Source organism: Hafnia alvei, from assembly GCF_034424155.1.
Classification (GTDB): Bacteria; Pseudomonadota; Gammaproteobacteria; order Enterobacterales; family Enterobacteriaceae; genus Hafnia; species Hafnia alvei.
The window spans coordinates 3,371,153-3,391,348 of record NZ_CP139992.1; the positions used below are offsets into that span (position 1 = coordinate 3,371,153).

At 49.8% G+C, this 20,196-nt stretch carries 13 protein-coding genes and 1 pseudogene; 5 read left to right on the forward strand and 9 right to left on the reverse strand.

Going from position 1 to position 20,196, the window contains the following annotated elements:
* Nucleotides 1-86: 86 nt before the first annotated feature.
* From copA to ybaK, 3 genes are all read left to right on the forward strand, one after another.
* Nucleotides 87-2,846, forward strand: a complete 2,760-nt coding sequence (gene copA / locus U0008_RS15790; protein ID WP_043494956.1) for a copper-exporting P-type ATPase CopA — start codon at nucleotides 87-89, stop codon at nucleotides 2,844-2,846.
* Between the two features lie 107 nt (nucleotides 2,847-2,953).
* Nucleotides 2,954-3,766 carry a TraB/GumN family protein gene (locus U0008_RS15795; RefSeq protein WP_043494958.1) on the forward strand — a complete coding sequence of 271 codons (813 nt, stop codon included), beginning with the start codon at nucleotides 2,954-2,956 and terminating at the stop codon, nucleotides 3,764-3,766.
* 259 nt (nucleotides 3,767-4,025) lie between these two features.
* Complete coding sequence (gene ybaK, locus U0008_RS15800) at nucleotides 4,026-4,505, forward strand: Cys-tRNA(Pro)/Cys-tRNA(Cys) deacylase YbaK (protein WP_025799902.1); 480 nt, start codon at nucleotides 4,026-4,028, stop codon at nucleotides 4,503-4,505.
* 44 nt (nucleotides 4,506-4,549) lie between these two features.
* Here the strand turns inward: ybaK and U0008_RS15805 are convergent, their stop codons facing one another.
* From U0008_RS15805 to ushA, 3 genes are all read right to left on the reverse strand, one after another.
* Complete coding sequence (locus U0008_RS15805; protein ID WP_043494959.1) at nucleotides 4,550-5,269, reverse strand: acid phosphatase; 720 nt, start codon at nucleotides 5,267-5,269, stop codon at nucleotides 4,550-4,552.
* 215 nt (nucleotides 5,270-5,484) lie between these two features.
* Entirely contained in the window at nucleotides 5,485-5,697 is a 213-nt protein-coding gene (gene cspE, locus U0008_RS15810) for a transcription antiterminator/RNA stability regulator CspE (protein WP_004091792.1), read from the reverse strand.
* Nucleotides 5,698-6,066: 369 nt separating this feature from the next.
* Nucleotides 6,067-7,728 (reverse strand): bifunctional UDP-sugar hydrolase/5'-nucleotidase UshA, encoded by a 1,662-nt coding sequence (ushA, locus tag U0008_RS15815; RefSeq protein ID WP_043494961.1) that lies wholly within the window; start codon nucleotides 7,726-7,728, stop codon nucleotides 6,067-6,069.
* A gap of 312 nt (nucleotides 7,729-8,040) precedes the next feature.
* Here ushA and U0008_RS15820 point away from each other — a divergent pair, with 312 nt between their 5' ends.
* Both U0008_RS15820 and ybaL read left to right on the forward strand, forming a co-directional pair.
* Nucleotides 8,041-9,264, forward strand: a complete 1,224-nt coding sequence (locus U0008_RS15820) for an MFS transporter (RefSeq protein ID WP_043494963.1) — start codon at nucleotides 8,041-8,043, stop codon at nucleotides 9,262-9,264.
* 352 nt (nucleotides 9,265-9,616) lie between these two features.
* Complete coding sequence (ybaL, locus tag U0008_RS15825) at nucleotides 9,617-11,314, forward strand: YbaL family putative K(+) efflux transporter (protein ID WP_025799911.1); 1,698 nt, start codon at nucleotides 9,617-9,619, stop codon at nucleotides 11,312-11,314.
* 265 nt (nucleotides 11,315-11,579) lie between these two features.
* Here ybaL and U0008_RS15830 read toward each other — a convergent pair whose 3' ends face one another.
* The 6 genes and pseudogenes from U0008_RS15830 to htpG all read right to left on the reverse strand — a co-directional run bounded on the left by U0008_RS15830 (nucleotide 11,580) and on the right by htpG (nucleotide 19,986).
* Entirely contained in the window at nucleotides 11,580-12,881 is a 1,302-nt protein-coding gene (locus U0008_RS15830) for an inosine/guanosine kinase (RefSeq protein WP_043494968.1), read from the reverse strand.
* Nucleotides 12,882-12,997: 116 nt separating this feature from the next.
* On the reverse strand, nucleotides 12,998-13,972 hold the full coding sequence (gene hemH, locus U0008_RS15835) for a ferrochelatase (RefSeq protein WP_043494972.1): 975 nt from the start codon (nucleotides 13,970-13,972) through the stop codon (nucleotides 12,998-13,000).
* Between the two features lie 184 nt (nucleotides 13,973-14,156).
* Nucleotides 14,157-14,801: an adenylate kinase gene (adk, locus tag U0008_RS15840; RefSeq protein ID WP_025799917.1), complete on the reverse strand. Its 645-nt coding sequence runs from the start codon at nucleotides 14,799-14,801 to the stop codon at nucleotides 14,157-14,159.
* 181 nt (nucleotides 14,802-14,982) lie between these two features.
* Nucleotides 14,983-16,122 carry a beta-galactosidase BglB gene (gene bglB / locus U0008_RS15845; protein WP_025799919.1) on the reverse strand — a complete coding sequence of 380 codons (1,140 nt, stop codon included), beginning with the start codon at nucleotides 16,120-16,122 and terminating at the stop codon, nucleotides 14,983-14,985.
* 72 nt (nucleotides 16,123-16,194) lie between these two features.
* Nucleotides 16,195-17,770: pseudogene (locus tag U0008_RS15850) on the reverse strand (MFS transporter).
* 347 nt (nucleotides 17,771-18,117) lie between these two features.
* Nucleotides 18,118-19,986: a molecular chaperone HtpG gene (gene htpG / locus U0008_RS15855; RefSeq protein ID WP_025799923.1), complete on the reverse strand. Its 1,869-nt coding sequence runs from the start codon at nucleotides 19,984-19,986 to the stop codon at nucleotides 18,118-18,120.
* Nucleotides 19,987-20,196 lie beyond the last annotated feature (210 nt).

Below are 20,196 nucleotides of genomic sequence, written 5' to 3' on the forward strand. Positions count from 1 at the left end.
TTTAAGCTTAGTCCAAGTGAAGAATACCATGTGATTCGCCCATCAACACCACGTGTTCATTGGGCAATACTCGAGAGGATTTTATTATGTCACAAACTCAACTGTTCGCGCTGCAAGGCTTGTCCTGCATGAACTGTGCGAAAAAAGTCAAAACCGCGCTGGAGGCTCGCTCTGATATTGAACTGGCCCAGCTGAATAATCCACGCTATGCCAAAGTCACCGGTGATGCCGATGCTCAGGCGATTATCTCAACCGTAGAGCAAGCGGGCTACCATGCCACGGTTGCGGGAGTGCCTGACGTAGAGCTGGCGCTAAGCGGCCTAAGCTGCAGCCATTGCACCGCCAGCGTCACCAAAGCGCTGGAGGCCGTTGCTGGCGTTGACGCGGTTGAAGTTTCATTAACCGACGCCAAAGTCTATGGTTCCGCCGATCCAACCACGCTGATTAATGCCGTTATAGCCGCTGGCTATGAGGCTTCATTGGCAAGTGGAGAAAGCTACCCAAAAACTGAGCCGCTGACACAGTCTGCAACAGCAAACTCGACAGCACCACAAGCGCCGGAAACTCTGGCAGCGGCTGAAACAACGTCTCCGGCGACAGCAACTCCAAACGCTTCTGACAATGACGATAGCGTTCAGCTGTTGCTCGACGGCATGAGCTGCGCGAGCTGTGTACTGAAAGTGCAGAATGCTTTGCAGAGCGTCCCCGGTGTTCAACAAGCCCGCGTAAACCTTGCCGAACGTAGCGCATTGGTCACCGGGCATAGCGATCCTGATGCCTTAATACACGCCGTTGAAAAAGCCGGTTACGGTGCTGAAATCATCCAAGATGAAGAGAAACGTCGTGCACGCCAGCAGGAATCAGCGGAAAAATCGGTGAAAAAATTCCGCTGGCAGGCCGCTTTGGGCTTAGGGCTGGGTGTACCGCTGATGGCATGGGGGCTATTCGGTGGAACGATGGAGCTCACGGCGAGTAACCAGAATAACTGGCTGATCGTTGGTCTGGTGACCCTTGCCGTGATGGTATTTGCCGGTGGGCATTTTTATCGCAGCGCGTGGCGTAGCCTGATGAATCGTAGTGCCACGATGGACACTTTGGTCGCATTAGGCACCGGTGCCGCGTGGCTCTACTCCATTACGGTAACGCTGTGGCCAGATGTGTTCCCGATGGAAGCACGTCATCTTTACTACGAAGCCAGTGCGATGATTATTGGTTTGATCAACCTCGGGCACGCCATGGAGGCCAGAGCACGCCAACGTTCTTCCAAAGCACTTGAGCGTCTGTTGGATTTAACCCCGCCGACCGCTCGCGTGGTCACCGAAGAGGGAGAGACAACGTTACCGCTGTCCGAGGTTAAGCTTGGTATGACGTTACGCTTAACCACCGGCGATCGGGTTCCGGTTGATGGTGAGATTATTTCCGGCGAAGTATGGATGGATGAGGCCATGCTAACCGGCGAACCGATTCCACAGCAGAAATCCTCAGGCGATCCGGTGCATGCGGGTACCGTCGTGCAAGATGGTAGCGTTCTGTTCCGTGCGGGTGCCATCGGCAGTCAAACAACGCTGGCGCGCATCATTAAATTGGTGCGCCAAGCACAGAGCAGCAAGCCTGAAATTGGGCAAATGGCTGACCGCATTTCCGCAGTTTTTGTCCCTACCGTCGTTGGGATTGCGGTGTTTAGCGGCCTGATCTGGTATTTCTTCGGCCCACAGCCGCAAATAGTTTATACATTGGTGGTGGCGACCACGGTACTGATTATTGCCTGCCCATGCGCCTTAGGTTTAGCAACGCCAATGTCGATCATCGCCGGTGTTGGGCGAGCCGCTGAGCTGGGTGTATTGGTACGTGATGCCGACGCATTACAACGCGCCAGTGAACTCGATACGTTGGTATTCGATAAAACCGGTACATTGACTGAAGGCCAGCCAAAAGTGGTTGAAATTCACACCTTTAACGGCGTTAGCGAAGCGCAGGCGCTGCAGTGGTCTGCGGCCTTAGAAGCGGGTTCAAACCATCCATTGGCACGCGCAATCACAGAACGAGCCGATCGTTTGGTTATCCCTGAAGTTACCCAGTTCCGCACGTTACGTGGTCTTGGCGTCAGCGGTGACGTTGATGGACATTCGTTGCTGTTGGGGAACGACGCGCTCATGGAGCAGCAACAGGTTGATACTTCAGAGGCTAAATCCCTGCTTAAACAGCAGGCCGAACGCGGGATAACGCCGGTACTGTTATCCGCAGACGGGAAACCTGCCGCATTGCTTTCTATTCGTGACCCGCTACGAAGCGACAGCGTGGAAGCACTGCAACGCCTGCATGGTTTAGGCTATCAGCTGGTGATGCTAACCGGTGATAACCCACTCACGGCGAATGCAATTGCTAAAGAAGCGGGTATCGATCAGGTTATCGCGGGCGTGCTCCCCGAAGGTAAAGCCGATGCGATCAAAGCGTTACAGGCTAAAGGACATAAAGTCGCGATGGTTGGCGATGGTATCAACGACGCCCCTGCTTTAGCTCAGGCTGATGTGGGTATTGCGATGGGCGGTGGCAGTGATATCGCCATTGAAACCGCGGCGATTACGCTGATGCGCCATAGCCTGAATGGTGTGGCTGACGCGGTGGAACTTTCCTGTGCCACGTTGCGCAATATGAAGCAAAACCTGTTAGGCGCGTTCGTCTACAACTCGCTGGGTATTCCGATTGCTGCCGGCGTGTTGTATCCGTTAACCGGCGCCCTGCTTAGCCCAGTGGTTGCCGGAGCAGCTATGGCGCTGTCATCCATTACCGTGGTGAGTAACGCTAACCGTCTGTTGCGGTTTAAACCCAAATCACAGGCTAAATGAAATCTAAATAGACACTGAAAGACACAAAAAGCACCGACGTTTCGGTGCTTTTTTTTGCCTTTACCTCCACACTGCACGTAGCATAGAAAAAAAGGCAAAGGTGACTTATGACTCAATGGCTGCGAAAACTCGCTCTCTGGTTGGGAATTATTCCGACGACCACCTATGCCTATCCCGCGCTTGATATTCATCTGCAAGGCGGCATTCATCTGCATCTGGTGGGAAGTATTCATATGGGCACTGAAAACATGTCGCCCCTGCCTGCGGCATTAATTCAATGCCTTAAACGCGCGGATGCACTGATTGTTGAAGCAGACATAACCCAAGCATCGCCCGCATTTGATACTGCTGAAGTTGCTGAGGCTTTGGAGTCACAGCTTTCACCTGAGCTTTGGCAGCAAGTTTTACAGCGCTGTCAGGAAACCGGCATTCCTGCTAACGCGATTCAACATTATCCGGCGTGGCGTACGGCGTTGACCCTACAGGCACAGCAGGCACATCAGCTCGGTTTGCGCTCTGAATATGGTATCGACTATCAAATGCTGCGTTTTGCCCAGCAAACGTCGCTAAAAACTATTGAGTTGGAAGGCGCCGATACTCAGATGGCGCTGCTGTATGCGCTGCCCGATAACGGGATCGTCCTGTTAAAAGACACCTTGGCGCACTGGCATACCAACGCACGCCTGCTGCAAATGCTGATCGGCTGGTGGATTTCACCCACGGAATCTAGAGCAACGACAGAGCTACCCGCGACCTTTAGTGACGATCTTTATCAGATTCTGATGGGCGAACGAAATCACAAATGGCAAAAAATGTTGCTCGCCCTACCGGCAGGAAATTATGTGGTGGCGGTAGGGGCATTGCATCTTTACAGTGAAGGAAACCTGCCCGAGCTGCTGGCACCGTATGTGATTCATTAGGCGAAAAAAATGGCCAATATTTCTATTGGCCAGTCAAAGAGGAATTTCATTATTATCGTTATGCTGTAAGCGCAAACATGGCGTTTACTCTTACAGTTTCACACATAGATTAACAATCCAGCAGTGATTCTGGCAATGGTTATTCGCCAGATGGTGTCTCGCGTATGCATATAACGCACGAATAAATAACTCTCCGAAACTGACTCAGCGAAATAACAGCGCTATCATTGCGTGATTCGTCATCGTAGAGGCTTAGAAAATGACTCCCGCAGTTCTTCTTCTTGAAAAAAACAAGGTTCCTTTTACCCTCCATCAGTATCACCACGATAGCGACGAAACTAATTTCGGCGATGAAGTCGTCCGTAAATTGGGTTTGAACGCCGAACAAGTCTACAAAACCCTGCTCGTTTCGCTCAACGGTGATAGCAAGAATTTAGCCGTGGCGGTTACACCGGTTGCCTCAATGCTGGATTTAAAAAAAGTCGCCAAAGCGTTATCGGCTAAAAAAGCTGACATGGCCGATCCTCAGATCGCTCAGCGCGTAACAGGCTATCTGGTCGGCGGCATTAGCCCACTTGGGCAAAAGAAACGCTTGCCTACCGTGATCGACAGCGGCGCTCAAGAGTTTGCTACGATCTTTATTTCAGGCGGAAAGCGCGGTCTGGATATCGAACTTGCAGCTCAGGATCTTAGCCGTATGACCAGCGGCAGCTTTGCGGAAATTGCCAAGCGAGATTAACGAGCCCCGCATGCGGCAAGACTCGTTAAATATTTAAGGCAGGATTAGTTTTGAGTATTTAGTTTTTGCACTTCAGCCTTGGCCTTCGCCAACTGAGTTTCAAACGCTGGATTATTATGCAGAGTGGCAACAACCGCGCTTCCAACTACACGCGCAGCATTGACGTCGCTCTGCCAGTGATAACCGCAGATCACACGGCTTTGCCCAAGCTCATAGCCACGCTTGAGAATTTCATTCTGTCTTGCAGGATTCACTTCCGCTAGCACCAGCGCCACTGACCAGCCGATCGTGGTATGGCCCGAAGGATATGAACCGTTGGTGGAGAGCTCTTTTTCATCTTCTGGGCGACAGGTTGCTTCCTTATAGAAAGCAAAAGGACGCACACGGTTATAGTGCTGCTTCGCAGAACGCGTTGCGTATTCACCCGCATCTTCTTTCATCGTTGTAATCAGCGTGAACGTTTCAGGGGTTTTTTCTTTAGAAATTGGGATGCCAAAAGCGGTGGAGAAATTTCTCGCCAAGCTATCTTTAGACACATCGGCATCATCATAAGCCTGTTTACCACGCTCGGTGCTGCGCAGCGCTTTACCTTCATCGTAATGAGCTTTATCGCTCAAGAAATCAATGCTGGTGTAAGACGGCGGCGGTGGTAGCAGCTTTAAGCTGTCGGGGGCTTGTTCATATTTAAGATAGTGATCGTCGGCAGCCATGCCGTAACCAGAAACTAATAAACCAACTAACGTCGCTAAAACAATTTTCTTCATCAGTGTGTTTCCTCCTTTTTTGGCATCTTAATCACTCTTATTTCATCTGACCGTGACAGCGATAACATTTGCGCCACAAATGAGAATAGATATTTGATAACTAGAGTAAAAGTGCTGAAAAACAGAAGATGACAACCCTCAGAAACGCAAAAACCCGCACAAGGCGGGTTTTTGGTTCGCGGTAACTCAGAGGTTACTGCGATGGCTGTTGGCTATTACAGCGCAACAACGTTTACTGCTGATGGACCTTTAGCGCCGTTCTCGATAGAGAACTCAACTTTTTGGCCTTCATCAAGAGTTTTGAAATCGTTGCTCTGGATTGCAGAGAAATGTACGAATACATCTTTGCTGCCATCTTCAGGAGAGATAAAACCAAAACCTTTACCAGCGTCAAACCATTTTACTAAACCAGTCATTTTATTAGACATAGATACTTCCTTTATTTGTTTTGTGTGCCGCCATGATTCAAATAAATCGTGCAGCGAAGGTGGTCGTCTTCAAAGAGTTACTTATTGAAAAGTTCTTACTTAGCACTTAGGAGAAGACTCACAAGAAGAAGAGGTATCTATGCGGATAGCGCTTGAACTGAGGACTGCTTTACTAAAACTGCGTTCATAAGGTCTGTGTTTCAAACCGATGACGCTATTTACTCACACCCACCCTTGCTTATCAAGAACTATTTTCAAATAATAATTTTCTCATCTAGACGGCTAGACTGGTGGAAGTTTAGATGAGGACGATGTTTGCACCGCTCAGAGGGCAGAATCTGCCCTCTGAATCAGTGTAGTTTGTACAGATTAATTCGCCGATTTATAAACAATCTCACCCTTCGGCTCATAGTCTGCGACTTTAAGCGGAGAGTGTTTTTCGATGTACTGTTTTAACACTTCAGCATCGACAAACCCCGTGTTCACATAGCTTGGTCGATCGCTCACAATGGGATAATCATCGCCGCCGGTGGCGTTAAAACTCAGCAAAGCTAAACGATACGTTTTGTCTGCCTGCAAAGGCTCGCCTTTAATTTTTACATCGCTGACGCCTTGTCCGTCGGCAACCAGGCTCACGTTAGCAAACTGCGCATACGCGCCGGAGTCGACTTTTTTATTGGCAACTACCGCCAGATATTTTTCAAGGTCGTGGCCATTCATCTCGACGTAGGCCACCAAATTGCCAAAAGGCTGTACCTTCAGCACATCTTTGTAGGTGATATCGCCCGGCTCAATTGAATCTCGCACGCCGCCGCCGCTCATCACGGCTAAATCCGCCTGCGTGCGCTCCATCTGAGCGGCAAGCAGTAAACGCGCCATATTGGTTTGTTCGAAGCGAACTTTGCTACGATCGCCCATCAACTTGCCATCAACGCTGCCAACCTTAACCTCTAACTGCGCTTTACCCTTCTCTTCAAATGGCGTTAGCAGTTTGAGCATCTGCGGGTTTTCGTCAATTTTGTGGGTGTAGTAAGCGCGTTCCGTCGTGCCATCGTCTTTAGTGACTTTCTGGCTCAGATTGACGGGAATCAGCTGGTAGTGTTGCAAAGTCAGCTCGCCGTTACGGAAGGTGAAATCAGCGCGTCCAACGTATTTCCCCCACTCATGAGCCTGTACGATCCACGTTCCATTTTGGCGATCGGGCGCGCACGGCGTTCCCGGAACATAATCAACCTGTTTTTTGTTCTCGGATGCCATACACACGGGATCCTGTGAATGACCGCCGACGATCATATCAAGATACCCGGCTGGTAATTTTCTCGCCATTTCAACGTCGCCCGGCGCGTTCGAACCGTGGTTGCCGTTGTCATAATGCCCCATATGGGTGGCGGCAATAATGACATCTGGCTTTTCGTTTTGTTTGATCTGCTGAATCAGCGTTTTTGCTTCGACTGCGGGATCGCGGAACTCGATACCTTTCAGCAGCTCAGGATTACCAATTTTGGCCGTATCGTCAGTGGTTAAGCCGATTACCGCAATTTTGATATCTTGCTTATCGAAAATCTCATACGGCTTAAACAGGCGCTTTTCCGTGCCTTGCTGATAAATATTGGCGGAAAGTAGCGGGAACGTGGCCCATTTCTCCTGCTGGCGCAGGACCGACAGTGGGTTATCGAATTCATGATTACCAATAGCCATCGCGTCGTAACCCACGAGGTTCATGCCACGGAAATCAGGCTCGGCATCCTGTAAATCAGATTCAGGAACACCGGTATTAATGTCACCGCCGGAAAGCAATAAAACGCTACCGCCCTGCACAGCCACTTCATGGCGAATCTGATCCACCAGCGTCTTTTGCGCCGCAAGACCATATTCACCGTTAGCGTTCTGCCAAAAATGGCCGTGATGATCGTTAGTATGCAGAATGGTGATGTTATAGGTTTTATCTTTTTCCCACGCTGCCGCCCAGGTTGGCACCAGTGCCAAAGTGACCGCTAACGCACATACGCTGCCTTTCAAAGCCAATTTCATACGGATTCTCCGTGTCGTCATATTCATCATCCCAAAGACTTTCTCATTATTATGATTATCAAATTCAAATCACTGTGCTTGATACCAAGTCTAAAATTCTAACGGCAAGATAAGGAGATCTTTTCATTTTTTTGCGAGCCATTTCAAATTACGCAGTCCGTTTTGCCTCAATAACCGGTAAATAGTCCATATGAAGGCAAAAACAACGGTTGACCAAGAATGATAAACTTTGTCATTGTTAGCGTGATGTCTATCCCTATTTATCTGCCTGCATAAATAGCTCCTTAACTGACGAAATCATAAAAACAGACTATGACTGACCGCATCGATCCGGTGTCCGACTCCGTGACACAAAAGCCCGTCAATCGCACCTCGTTTTCCATACTGGGCGCTATCAGCGTGTCCCATTTGCTAAACGATATGATCCAATCGCTGATTCTGGCGATCTACCCTATTCTGCGCGGTGAGTTTTCACTGAATTTTGCACAGGTAGGCCTTATCACTCTGACCTATCAACTGACGGCCTCTATGCTGCAACCGTTGATCGGTATGTACACTGATAAACATCCGAAACCCTACTCTCTGCCAGTCGGCATGGGATTCACCTTAGCAGGGCTTTTACTGCTTTCCGTTGCGCCTAGTTTTGAAATTGTGCTGATCGCCGCCGCATTGGTGGGTACGGGATCGTCTATTTTCCATCCTGAGTCCTCTCGTGTCGCGCGTATGGCTTCTGGCGGACGCCATGGCCTCGCGCAGTCGGTGTTTCAGGTGGGCGGTAACTTTGGCAGCTCGCTCGGCCCCTTGCTAGCAGCAGCGGTCATTGCACCTTATGGCCAGGGGAATATTGCGTGGTTTTCTTTGGCGGCACTACTGGCTATCATTGTTTTGCTTCAGGTCAGCAAGTGGTATCAGCAGCAAACTCGACAAAGCAAAGGCAAACCTAAAGGCCACAACAATGTGAAAGTGCTCCCACGCCGTACCGTGGTGATTTCCTTATCCATACTGCTGGTGCTGATTTTCTCAAAATACTTCTATCTCACCAGCATTAGCAGCTATTACACCTTTTATCTCATCCATAAGTTCGGCGTTTCACTGCAAAGCGCACAGATACATTTGTTTGCCTTCCTGTTTGCCGTTGCTGCCGGAACCATTATTGGCGGGCCTCTGGGCGATAAGATAGGGCGTAAATATGTTATTTGGGGCTCTATTCTGGGTGTCGCACCGTTTACGCTGGCTTTACCCTATGCATCTCTTTACTGGACTGGGGTTTTAACCGTGATCATCGGTGTGATTCTGGCCTCAGCGTTTTCAGCTATCTTGGTGTACGCGCAAGAGTTGATCCCTGGCAAAGTTGGGATGGTATCTGGCCTCTTCTTTGGTTTTGCCTTTGGTATGGGTGGCTTAGGTGCCGCAGTTTTAGGCTATGTTGCCGATTTAACCAGCATTGACTTGGTTTATCAGATCTGCGCATTCCTACCATTACTCGGCATCTTGACGGCATTATTGCCAAATATAGAACATAAAGACGCTAATTAGACTTAATAACCCGACTTATCCTGTAGGATTGGTCGGGTTTGCTTTTCCTCAAAGCCGCGTGCTGCATGCTGTTGTATCACAAAACCTCTCTTTACCGCCGTTGGCGCGTTTTTTTTCTAAATTCAGACCTATTTCCCAAAATTAACTCAGCAGAATTCCGATAAATACAATAAACTTATTACAGATACCTGTGAGTTTCACTCAACCAATACACATTGATTGCAATAAAAGAGTGGAAAATGCCGGATTTATACACACATTAATTGAAGTTGCGGCGAGCTATCCAGCGCTGCTTCAAGTTAAGAAGGGTATTAATTATTTAGCTGTTCGTGCAGTGCTAGAAGGAGTCTAGATGCATCACTCAACCCCGCTTATTACGACAATCGTTGGAGGCTTAGTTCTCGCCTTTCTTTTAGGTATGCTGGCAAATCGTCTGCGAATATCCCCATTGGTGGGCTATCTCGTTGCAGGCGTGCTTGCTGGTCCATTCACCCCCGGTTTTGTGGCAGACACCTCGCTTGCCCCTGAACTGGCCGAAATTGGCGTTATTCTGCTGATGTTCGGCGTTGGTTTGCATTTCTCTCTAAAAGATTTGATGGCGGTTAAAAACATCGCCATACCCGGCGCTATTGCACAAATTGCCGTAGCGACGCTGTTGGGTATGGGGCTTTCGTCGTTGTTGGGTTGGGATTTAGTCACCGGTTTAGTGTTTGGCCTATGTTTATCCACCGCGAGTACCGTGGTGTTGCTGCGCGCTCTGGAAGAGCGGCAGTTGATTGACAGCCAACGCGGCCAAATCGCCATTGGCTGGCTGATCGTTGAAGATCTGGCCATGGTGCTTACGCTGGTTTTGCTGCCTGCTTTTGCCGGAATTATGGGCGAAGGCCAAGATATGCAGCTCAAAGACTTGTTGATCGAGCTGGGGATCACGCTAGGTAAAGTCGTGGCCTTTATCACCATTATGATTGTGGTAGGTCGCCGTTTGGTGCCGTGGATTTTAGCGAAAACCGCCAGTACCGGTTCACGCGAACTATTCACGCTCTCCGTTTTAGCGCTGGCGATGGGCGTGGCATATGGCGCCGTGGCGATCTTCGACGTTTCCTTTGCGCTGGGCGCGTTCTTTGCCGGGATGGTTCTGAACGAATCTGAGCTTAGCCATCGAGCGGCTCACGATACGCTTCCGCTGCGCGATGCTTTTGCGGTTCTGTTCTTTGTTTCCGTGGGCATGCTGTTTGACCCAATGATTCTGGTTGAACAGCCGCTGGCGGTGTTAGGCTGCTTGGCGATTATCGTCTTTGGTAAATCCCTTGCCGCATTCTTCTTAGTAAAAATGTTTGGTCACTCCAAGCGTACCGCCCTGACCGTTTCAGTAAGCTTGGCGCAGATCGGTGAGTTCGCCTTTATTTTGGCGGGATTAGGCATCTCGTTAAATATGCTGTCGCCAGAAGGACGGAATTTGGTGCTGGCGGGTGCGATCCTCTCCATCATGATCAACCCGCTGCTCTTTACGCTGTTAGAGCGCTATCTCGCTAAAACCGAGACTATCGAAGACCAGAGCCTGCAAGAGGTCACAGAGGAAGAAGAGAAGCAGATCCCCGTTGACCTATGCAACCACGTGCTGTTGGTTGGGTACGGGCGCGTAGGCAGCCTGATTGGGGCTAAGTTACACGATGCCGGCGTTCCTTTGGTGGTTATCGAGAACTCACGCCCACGCGTTGAAGCGCTGCGTGAGCAAGGTATTCATGCCGTGCTAGGGAATGCGGCTAATCCTGAAATTATGGAGTTGGCGAGAATTGACTGCGCGCGCTGGCTGCTGCTCACCATTCCAAACGGTTATGAAGCCGGTGAGATTGTGGCCTTCGCCCGAACTAAACGCGATACGCTGGATATTATTGCCCGTGCGCACTACGACGATGAAGTGGCCTACATTTCAGACCGTGGCGCCAATCAGGTGGTGATGGGTGAACGCGAAATTGCGAACAGTATGCTGGAGTTGCTACAGGTCGATAAGATGACGGATGCGGATAAGATGCAGGAGTGTCCGATTTAATCCCTTCTCATCCTCCCCTGTGAAGGGGAACTGACCCCCTCCCAACCTCCCCCTTCGCAGGGGGAGGAGCCGATCGAGAGTTTTACAAACATCTCCGAACAGTTTACTACCCTGCAAAGGGGGGAGCTGACTCCCACCCAGCCCCCCTTTGCAGGGGTGGGGCTGAACGAGGATCTTCTCAGCATCACCGAACAGTTCCCTCCCCTGAGAAGGGGAGGGTTAGGGTGGGGTCTTTGTAGGGCTTTATGGGGGTCTTTGGCCCCACTTACCTCTCCCAGTACGACTCTTCCAAACTATCTTCTCGTTCCGGCAGGCCGCGCGTTAGACGTGGTGAATGCTGGTTAAGCACCTGATAACTCACGCGGTTCGCGTATTTACAGACCTGTGCCAGCGAAGAATACGTCAGGTAAGTTCGCTGATGTTTGCTGGAGTTTGGCACGTTGGTACGGTGGAAGCCGTTGGCAGCCACGTCATGCAGCAAGGCGGCAAGTGCACCGTCGCCAGCCCCGTTGGTATTCATGATCTTCTCAGGGCCGCCCATGTATGGCGCAATATGCGAGTAGATTTTGAACGGGTTTTCACAGGCGCTTTTGCGCATCGGACGGCTGAATTCATACAGGTTAAATTCGGGAATAACGCCCGGCAGCAATGGATGCTGAGTCTTACGTTTACCTTCTTCTTCAGTATAACCCGCCATATATAAGCCAATCGGCCCCGCGGTACACAGAACCAGATCGACCCACTCCAACGCTTTATCTGATGCTGCAAGCGGATCGCTTAATCCAGTTAAGGCTTCTGCTTCTTCTTCATTCATCGCCACAACTGTGACGTTATCGCGCAGGAAATCACGCCACCACTGCGGATCGTCAGCAATCACAAACTTAGTCCCCAGCGTCAACACCACTGGTACATTGTGCTTTTTCGCGTATTCAATGGCTTTCATCGTGGCATCGCGCATCGGCTCGCCCGGTTTGCAGCGCACCAAATAGGCCGTCAACACCAGTGCAGAAGCGCCAGCGATAACCTCTTCCGGAATGCTTTCAGGACGCAGCTGATTCATCATTCCTGGGCTGATAGCAAAGGTACGTTCGCCGTTCTCACTAATTAAGGTGAAACAACGACCAATCGCGCCATCAACGCCTTGCAGATAGTTGAGATCGGTACGGCTGGAGGTATTACATAGATAACGATAGGCATAGCTGCCAATTTTCACGTTGCTGCACATCACGCCCAGTAAAATGGAGCGATCGTCAGCCAAAACGGAGTAGTTGTGCATGGTGTTGCCGATAGTGCCACCGGCAAACTCATGGGTGATCAGTTCGTTATCTTTCAACTCTTGATACAGCGCTTCCGCAACATCGTCTTCAATCACCAGAGAATGTCCCTGACTCAGACGGTAACGGGTAATAAATTCGTCGCTGACTTTCGCCTCAATATCCACCAGCGTTTGGTCGATGCCGACCACGTAGGAGGTATCAATCTCGCTTTTTTGCGTTGCATGCAACAACGGATCGCGCGCGTTTACAGGAAAGTAGTGTTTAGATTTGCGTTGGCCAGGGAATTTCATCAGTGTTGTCAGCAGTTATGGAGCGTTGTTATTAACGGGAAGCCGAGAATTCTAACACATCACTTGCTTAATCGTCAGAGCCCAAGACTCTGACGATTAACTTTAGCCAACGGCGATCACGCAGGGCGCGTCATCTGTTCCATCACCAGTTGATAAAACAGTTCGATATGCAAAGCGTCATCGTTGAGCGCAGGAATATATTCAAACTGCGTTCCCCCCGCTTCTATAAAGAACTCTTTGTTTTGCACTTTGATCTCTTCAAGCGTTTCCAGACAATCGGCGGAAAATCCTGGGCAGATAACCTGAAGATGCTTCACGCCTTTAGCTGGAAGCTGCTCAATCGTTTTGTCCGTAAACGGAGTTAACCATTGTTCACGGCCAAATCGCGACTGGTAGGTCATCATGTAACGCTCAGCGCTAAGCCCTAAGGCATCGGCCACTGCGCGCGTGGTCGCACGGCAACGCTGCGGATAATCATCGCCCTGATCGGCATAACGCTGTGGAATTCCGTGGAATGAAAACAGCAGCATGTCCGGTGCGCCATGCTGGGCAAAGCTGGTTTTAATCGTCTGAGCCAGCGCCGCAATATAAGCAGGATGTTCCGCGTAATCACGGATAAAGTTCAACGAGGGGATACGGCGCATCTGAGCAAAATGTCGGGCGACCGCATCAAATACCGCCGCATTTGTCGAACAGGAATATTGCGGATAAAGCGGCAGCAGAATAATGCGATCGACACCGGCGTCATGCAGTTTATCAATTGCGCTTTTCAGCGCAGGCTGACCATAGCTCATACCCAATTCAACCGGAATATTTGGCAAACGCGCCTGCAAAGCGGCCTGCTGGCGGCGGCTATACACCATCAGCGGCGAGCCTTCATCCATCCAGACTGATTGATACAGTTTAGCCACTCGAGGAGAGCGGATCGGTAAAATGATGCCGTTTAAAACCGGCCACCAGATCAGGCGAGAAACATCAACCACGCGTTTATCGCTGAGAAACTCAGCGAGGTATCGTTTAACCGCTGACGAGGTTGGAGCCTCTGGCGTGCCCAGATTAACTAACAGTACGCCGAACTTTTCTTGCCTCATGCTGCCCTCGGTTTTGCATTATCTTGATAGATTGAAAGTTTTGATATTGTAACCAAAATGCTGCAAATCCCAACCCATTACTCTGATTGGTCAACCCCATCACTCGGAGATATAGAAAAGGCGGCTATTTATTAGCCGCCTTTTATCGCTCTAGGCCAAACTCGCCTAAAATCGTTCTTATTTCTTAGCCTAGGATAGTTTCCAGCTCAGCACGAACCGCTGCAACAGACTGGGTGCCGTCTAATTTGACGTACTTAGTCTTGCCGTTCGCAGCTTCTGCGCTGTAGTAACCGATCAGCGGAGCAGTCTGCTGATGATATTCAACCAAGCGCTTACGTACAGTTTCTTCTTGATCGTCCTTACGGGTAACCAGTTCTTCGCCGGTCACGTCGTCTTTACCTTCAACCTTAGGTGGGTTGAATTTAATGTGGTAAACACGGCCAGAACCCTGATGAACACGACGGCCAATAATACGTTCAACGATCAGTTCGTCAGGAACATCAAATTCCAGTACGAAATCAACGTTGATGCCTGCTTCTTTCATGGCATCAGCTTGAGGAATGGTGCGTGGGAAACCATCTAGCAGGAAACCGTTGCGGCAATCTTCCTGAGTGATGCGTTCTTTAACCAAAGCGATAACCAGTTCATCAGTTACCAGCATGCCGGCATCCATGATTTCTTTTGCTTTTTTGCCCAGTTCGGTACCGGCTTTCACTGCTGCACGCAGCATGTCACCCGTAGAGATTTGCGGAATGCCGTATTTCTCCATGATGAACTGTGCCTGAGTGCCTTTACCCGCGCCAGGAGCGCCAAGCAGAATGATACGCATCGCGTAAATCCTCTTAAATTATTTTTTATAAAATTCAAAAACACTAAACCTTACCATTTTTGTGACCGCTACCTCAAGGAATCGGGCCGCTGCTGAAACGTGAAACTCACATAATAAAACGGGCGCAGATGATTTTTCTCTCACCTGCGCCCGTTTTTGGCCTGATTCTCAGCAATGAACGTTATAGATAAACGCGCATATATTCTGACAGACACAAAATAGCCATCGCCTGACCATACGGCATTGAGGTCAGTGGGATCTGGCGATAATAATCGTAGTCTCGCCCCATCGCCGTGCCAAACGACACATTGGTCAATTCACCCTCGGCATTAATATGCTTGATCACGCCTTTCACCGCTTTTTCTGCCGTGTGCGCATAGTCTGCGCTGATGTAGCGTTTGCGCACCGCTTTGAGAATGCCGTAGGCAAATCCGGCGGTGGCAGACGACTCAACGTAGGAATCAGGATCGTCGAGTAAGGTGTGCCACAAACCGCTGTCATCCTGACATTTCGCCAATGCTGAAACCTGGCTTTCCAGTACCTGAATCAAGAAACGTCGCGTGGCATCATATTCAGGGAGATCCAGCAGATCGATAAATTCAGGGATCACCATCGTCAACCAGCTGTTCCCTCTCGCCCAACGCGCTTTGGCAAAGTTGTGGTGGCCTTCAAACGTCCAACCGTGGAACCACAGACCGGTTTCACGCTCCATCAGATGCTGGGTATGCACCAAAAACTGATATTTTGCTTCTTCAATATATTCAGGCTTGTTCAGCAGCTTGCCAATTTTTGCCAACGGCAACACGCTCATCATCAGGGTGTCATCCCAGAGCTGTTGATGATTCTCTTCTGCCAGCGTGACGTGCTGCATTCCACCACGTTCGGTACGCGGCATTTCATACATCACCCATTCGGCCCAGCGCTCTAAGTAAGGCAGCCAGCGCGGATCTTGAGTCTCTTCATAGCGATAAGCCAGTGTCAAAAACGGACACACCGTATTCACGTTTTTGGTGGGTGTCCCCTCAGCAAAGCGCTCGGTAAACCAGTCATCAATGATGGCGCGCATCGCTTGATCGCCGGTCTGCTGGTAATACTGATAAATGCCGTAGAGACCGATACCGTGCGTCCACTCCCAGCCCGCCCAGCCTTTGGTATCAATCACTCTTCCATCATCCAAGCGCAGCAGGAACTCTCCGGTTTCGTCGCTGATATTAATCAGATTGTCAGTCATCTTACAGATTAATCCCTTAAGCTCATCGCGAGCGATGAAGCGCTCAGGCTGACGCAGTAATGGGCTGTGTTTTACCGGATATACGAGCATGGGAACTCCCTTAATTAATTCAGAAAATAATTCAAATTCATTTCACTGTGTCATTTCGCTGCGCCGTGCGGATTAGGCATTTTTTAATATATGCAACTCCTTAGGCGCAGGTTTATCCCGATTGAGATAGCCAATATTGTTGTTACCCCATAACGATTCGTATGGCATACCGGCCAGCAGTTCGACGGTTGCTTTCGCTTCTGGCGTGATTTGCTCTGGCACGATATGCCCTGCCTCGCGCATTTTGATGGTTTCTTCGCGCAGCACGCTGTGCGTTTGCAGGTTGAGCTTGAAGCGTAAGGAGATATAAAAACCGACGCATAGCACACAAACGGTGCCTACGCTGAGGATCATCAGAATGGTATGGCTGACTGTTGAAGCCTGCTGTGCTTGGCCCGAAACAAAACCGGAAAGTTGCATTACAATCCCGACTAACATCACCGCGCAGGCCTGAGAAGCTTTACGGGTGAGCGTCATAATGCCGGCAAAAATGCCTTCACGGCGTTGTCCCGTGATCACTTCATCAACGTCAGCAATATAGGTGTAGGTATTCCACGGCACATAGTTGATACCACCGCGCCCCAACCCTGCCACCGCGGAAATCAGCAACAGCAGCGACATCGCGTCATTCATGCCTGCGTAATACAATACGCCATAAGACAAGGCGCTAAGGCCGAACAACACCACCACCAAGCGATATGAAGGCGCGGGGCCAAAGCGGATACACAGAGGGATCATGCCAATAACCGCAATAAACTGCATGATGGCCATGGTTCCCATCAAACTAGACGCGACGGTAGCGCTTTGCATCAGCACAAACACCACGTAGTAGGTGAACACCGCGTTAAAGACGTCCTGTGCTATACCCACCAAGGTACATCCCCAGATGCTGGCGGAAGATACGAATACGCAGCGTTGAGGTCAGTTCCACGTTTAAACGCTTCAGGCTTTGTAGCAAGGTGAGTTTTTGCTTCTCCTGCTCGGCTCTGAGTTGAGCTTCAGACATCTCTTCTCGTGGTCGTTCCCACGTATAGAAATAGACCAGCGTCAACACACCCGCGCAGATAACGGAGAACACTAAGCTGGCGTAGAAAAAGGAGATGGCGTTATCTTTGCCGAAATAAGCCAACAGAATGCCCGGTAGAAATGCCGCCAATATGGCAGAGAGCTGTGCCAAGGCAATTCGAGCGCCGGAAAATTTGGTTTTCTGTTTAAAGTCATCGGTCATTTCTGGCACCAGCGTTTCGTATGGCACCAATATCATCGAGTAAACAACGTCAAAGAAAAGGTAGGTCAGCAGATAGTACCAATAGTGCATCTCGCCAACCCACATTAGGCTATAGCTGAACACCAAAGGAATGCCGAGCAGAATAAAGAATTTACGGCGGCCAAAGCGCTTACCCAAACGCGTTGAGCCAAAGTTGTCGGTTAAAAACCCCATTAAAGGACTGACTACCGCATCAAGCACTCTCGCCATAGCAAAAATAAACGTGGCTTCAATCGGGCTTAGTCCACAAAACGTGGTGTAAAAATAGAGAAGCCAGGCCGCTGTTAGGGCCGTGGTGCCTGCACCGAGAAAATCTCCGGAACCGTAAGCCAAATAGTTCATCAGCCCTATTTTGCGTGTCTTTTGCAATGGCATCGTCATCACTTTCGTTCCCCGTAGTGTCTTATCTGAGCCCCCTCCGCGATTTCGGTCACTCACGAAATAGCAGAGGGAACTCTTCCTATGGGTCTAAAGTAGGTTTATGACCGACTGAAAACCTTTGTGCTTTTGCCACTTGATGACGGTGAATGGCAAAAATATAAAGAGATTACCGATCAACCTCTCCGTTTTTATAAAACAGCGTTTTGTTTTTATCAAAGTTGATGTTCAAAAATGCAATGCACGACGCAAAAACAGAGGGGGATTGAAGAAAAAAACGGCAATGACAGGATAAAAAAATGCCGCCCCGTATCACGGCGCGGCATAGGTTATGACTTGATTAACAACGATTAAGCCAGCAGTAAATCGTTAACACGTTTAATGAACTGGTTTGGATCTTCCAAGCTACCGCGTTCAGCCAGCAGTGACTGATCCAGCAGCAGTTCAATCCATTCACCAAAGCGAGCTTCGTCTTGCTCATCAGCGGCACGTTTCACCAGCGCATGGTCAGGATTGAGCTCAAAGATATATTTAATTTCAGGCGCATCCTGACCGGCAGCAGCAAACAGTTTTGCCATCTGCGTGGTCATTTCATCCGCGTCGGTAGTGACTACCGCTGGGGTTTCGGTCAAACGATGCGTCAGACGTACGTCTTTCACACGGTCGCCCAGCAGGGTTTTCACGCGCTCAACAAATGGTTCCAGCGCCTTTTCAGCTTCTTTCTGTTCGCTGGTTTCTTCATCAGCCAGCTTATCCAGAGACTCATCTTTTTTGCTGACGGATTGGAATGGCTTACCATCGAACTCGGTCAGATAGCTCATCATCCATTCGTCGATGCGATCGGAAAGCAGCAGCACTTCGATACCTTTCTTACGCAGCAGCTCCAGATGTGGGCTGCTCTTCGCCGCCGCATAGCTGTCGGCCGTGATGTAATAAATCTTCTCTTGGCCTTCCACCATACGACTGATGTAGTCAGTCAGAGAAACGTTCTGCACCGCGCTGTCGTTGTGAGTCGATGCAAAGCGCAGCAGCTTAGCAATGGCTTCAGCGTTGCTACCGTCTTCGGCTGGGCCTTCTTTCAGCACCAGACCAAACTGCTGCCAGAATTTCTGGTATTTCTCAGCATCGTCTTTGGCCAGTTTATCCAGCATCTGCAACACGCGTTTAGTCAGCGCAGCACGCAGACTTTGCGTCACGCGGCTATCTTGCAGAATTTCACGCGAAACGTTTAATGGCAGATCGTTTGAATCGATCAGACCACGCACAAAGCGCAGATAGTTCGGCATGAACTGCTCGGCGTCATCCATAATGAATACGCGCTGCACATACAGTTTCAGCCCGTGCTTATGGTCGCGATTGAACAGATCCCACGGTGCCTGCGCAGGAATGTACAGCAGGCTGGTGTATTCCTGCTTACCTTCAACGCGGTTATGGCTCCAAGTGACTGGATCGGTAAAGTCATGGGCAATGTGCTTGTAGAACTCTTTGTACTCTTCGTCGGTAACTTCAGACTTGGTACGCGTCCACAAAGCCTGCGCCTTGTTGATTTTTTCCCACTTCTGCTCGCCGTCTTCACCTTCAGTGGTCAGGATCTCGACCGGCAGGGCGATATGGTCAGAGTATTTGCTGATGATATTGCGCAGACGCCAATCATCAAGGAACTCATCTTCACCTTCGCGCAGATGCAGCGTGATCTCAGTACCGCGCTCGACTTTTTCGATGTCAGCGATGGTGTAATCACCCTCGCCTTCTGATTCCCAGAATACCGCCTGATCGGCGTTAGCACCGGCTGAACGCGTGCGAACGGTGACTTTGTCTGCCACGATGAAAGCAGAATAGAAACCAACACCAAACTGGCCAATCAGTTGGCTGTCTTTGGCTTGATCGGAACCGATAGATTCCAAGAATGCCTTGGTGCCTGATTTCGCAATCGTCCCCAGATTGTCGATAACTTCGTCACGGGTCATCCCGATGCCGTTATCGCTCAGAGTCAGGGTGCGTTTTTCTTTATCTGCTGAAATGCGAACGTGCAGATTACCGTCGCCTTCATACAGCTCAGGGCTTGATAACGCGCGGAAACGCAGTTTATCGGCCGCGTCGGATGCGTTGGAAATCAGCTCACGCAGGAAAATTTCTTTGTTTGAATAGAGTGAGTGGATCATCAAATGCAGAAGCTGTTTGACTTCTGACTGGAAGCCACGGGTTTCTTGGCCTTTCATAATTTTGCTTTTACCTCAATGGATAGCACTCAGACAAAATGTTTTACCCTTCATTGTTCAAGCTGTATGTGCGTTAGCTGCGTTTATTCGCCCAAGTCACATAGTTATCTATGCTCCTAGGGACTCATAAACTCGCTGCCTTACTACAACTTGAACTATTTTGGGTAGAGTGGTTAAAAAATGGGGATGGGATGTTGAATTTCAAGGGTA

Excerpts from the sequence above, each read along its gene's own strand:
- U0008_RS15820 (WP_043494963.1), top strand. The coding sequence starts at position 8,041 with ATGACTGACCGCATCGATCCGGTGTCCGACTCCGTGACACAAAAGCCC.
- copA (WP_043494956.1), top strand. The coding sequence starts at position 87 with ATGTCACAAACTCAACTGTTCGCGCTGCAAGGCTTGTCCTGCATGAAC.
- adk (WP_025799917.1), bottom strand. The coding sequence starts at position 14,801 with ATGCGTATCATTCTGCTTGGCGCTCCTGGCGCGGGTAAAGGCACTCAG.
- ybaL (WP_025799911.1), top strand. The coding sequence starts at position 9,617 with ATGCATCACTCAACCCCGCTTATTACGACAATCGTTGGAGGCTTAGTT.
- htpG (WP_025799923.1), bottom strand. The coding sequence starts at position 19,986 with ATGAAAGGCCAAGAAACCCGTGGCTTCCAGTCAGAAGTCAAACAGCTT.
- hemH (WP_043494972.1), bottom strand. The coding sequence starts at position 13,972 with ATGAGGCAAGAAAAGTTCGGCGTACTGTTAGTTAATCTGGGCACGCCA.
- ushA (WP_043494961.1), bottom strand. The coding sequence starts at position 7,728 with ATGAAATTGGCTTTGAAAGGCAGCGTATGTGCGTTAGCGGTCACTTTG.
- U0008_RS15830 (WP_043494968.1), bottom strand. The coding sequence starts at position 12,881 with ATGAAATTCCCTGGCCAACGCAAATCTAAACACTACTTTCCTGTAAAC.
- bglB (WP_025799919.1), bottom strand. The coding sequence starts at position 16,122 with ATGCTCGTATATCCGGTAAAACACAGCCCATTACTGCGTCAGCCTGAG.
- cspE (WP_004091792.1), bottom strand. The coding sequence starts at position 5,697 with ATGTCTAATAAAATGACTGGTTTAGTAAAATGGTTTGACGCTGGTAAA.
- U0008_RS15795 (WP_043494958.1), top strand. The coding sequence starts at position 2,954 with ATGACTCAATGGCTGCGAAAACTCGCTCTCTGGTTGGGAATTATTCCG.
- ybaK (WP_025799902.1), top strand. The coding sequence starts at position 4,026 with ATGACTCCCGCAGTTCTTCTTCTTGAAAAAAACAAGGTTCCTTTTACC.
- U0008_RS15805 (WP_043494959.1), bottom strand. The coding sequence starts at position 5,269 with ATGAAGAAAATTGTTTTAGCGACGTTAGTTGGTTTATTAGTTTCTGGT.